Origin of the sequence: uncultured Meiothermus sp. (assembly GCF_937863175.1) — a bacterium.
Lineage (GTDB): Bacteria > Deinococcota > Deinococci > Deinococcales > Thermaceae > Meiothermus.
This window is the reverse complement of the sequence record NZ_CALMCQ010000298.1, coordinates 1-1,295: the sequence shown is the minus strand read 5'-3', so window position 1 is coordinate 1,295 and position 1,295 is coordinate 1. Positions and strand designations below refer to the sequence as shown.

The window sequence follows — 1,295 nt, the reverse complement described above, 5'->3', positions numbered from 1 at the left end:
AATGGAACTGATTAATCAAGCCCTGCCAATCGCCCCCCTGATAGAACTTGAGGTTGCCGGGTCGGTATTCGTTGAATCCCTGGTTGTTATTAGCTGAGTTGCCATCGTTGAAACGATCCGTCAGCACCATGTACACCACATCGTCTTCGTTGAAGGGTTCGTTGGTGACCTGGGCCCGCACAACTTGCGGAGGCTCGGGCTTGGCAGTTGCCGGTGGAGCAGCCTGGTTACAACCCCACAACAACAAGCTTGCAACTACCGCTAGAACGACCTTGTACCAACTTGGTTTGTTCATCTATCGTGCACCCCCCGGCATCGCCCAGATGCCCCACGATCTTTGCCTTTAGCCAAGACTCTCTAATCTACCCAGCCCTCACCTCCCCTCCGCCGATGAAGCCCGAACCACCAGCCTGGGGCTTAACACCCGTTGGCTGATGCTGGCCGTCGGACGACCCAGGCGCTTGATCAATAGGCTGGCCGCCAAGCCGCCCATGGATTCGATGGGTTGCCGTATGGTGGAGAGCCCATAGCCCTCTGTCCAGGGTTGGTCGTCGTAGCCCACGAGCCGAACCTCCCCTTCGACCGGGCGGCCCCGATGGTGCATCTCGTCAACCAGGCCCTGGGCCAGTAGGTCGCAACTGGCAAAGATGTTGACGGGGCCATTCAGCCGATTGATGATCTCACGCGCCGCTTTCCGCCCACCGTCCCAGCTGAACTCCACGGTCACAACATTGGCCTCGGGGAGGGGGTGGGAGCGCTCAATAAAGGCTTTCTGGAAACCCCGCAATCGGTCGCGAAAGACCCCGCTGGCAAAGGGGGTGTTAAAGCGCTCTTCAATCATGACCACGTAGGTGGGCGCGGGGCGCTCGAGGAGATGCTGTCCAGCCAAATAGCCCCCAGCTACATTATCCACAGTCACGCTGTCGTAATCCGGGTGGGCGATATCCACCAGAACCGTGGGTAGCCCGGCAGGGACACGCCCGCCCTTAAAAAGGCTGTCTGGATTGAGTGATGCCAGGATCAGACCATCGGCGTTGTAGGGCGGAGCCGATGGATTGCGGTAGCGTTCCAGACGGCGGGGGCTCAGCAAGGGGAATAAACCGGCGTCGTAATCGTGCTGGGCAAGTCCCTGGTCAATACCATTGATGAGTCGGTTGTAAAAATCAGTGCCGATCATTGGCAGCATCACCGAGACCGACTGGGTTTTGCCGGTGCGAAAACTGCGGGCAGTGGGGTTGGGCCGGTAGCCCAGTTGCTCCACCGCGTGTTGAACCCGCAGGCGGGTCTCCTCAGAA

At 59.2% G+C, this 1,295-nt stretch carries 2 protein-coding genes; both read right to left on the bottom strand.

Translation table 11 applies throughout. The features are described from left to right. Positions 1-295, bottom strand: a 295-nt coding sequence (locus Q0288_RS11380; protein WP_299430489.1) for a hypothetical protein, incomplete at its 3' end; no start/stop codon positions are given. A gap of 78 nt (positions 296-373) precedes the next feature. Then, positions 374-1,295, bottom strand: a 922-nt coding sequence (locus Q0288_RS11375) for a substrate-binding domain-containing protein (RefSeq protein WP_299430487.1), incomplete at its 5' end; no start/stop codon positions are given.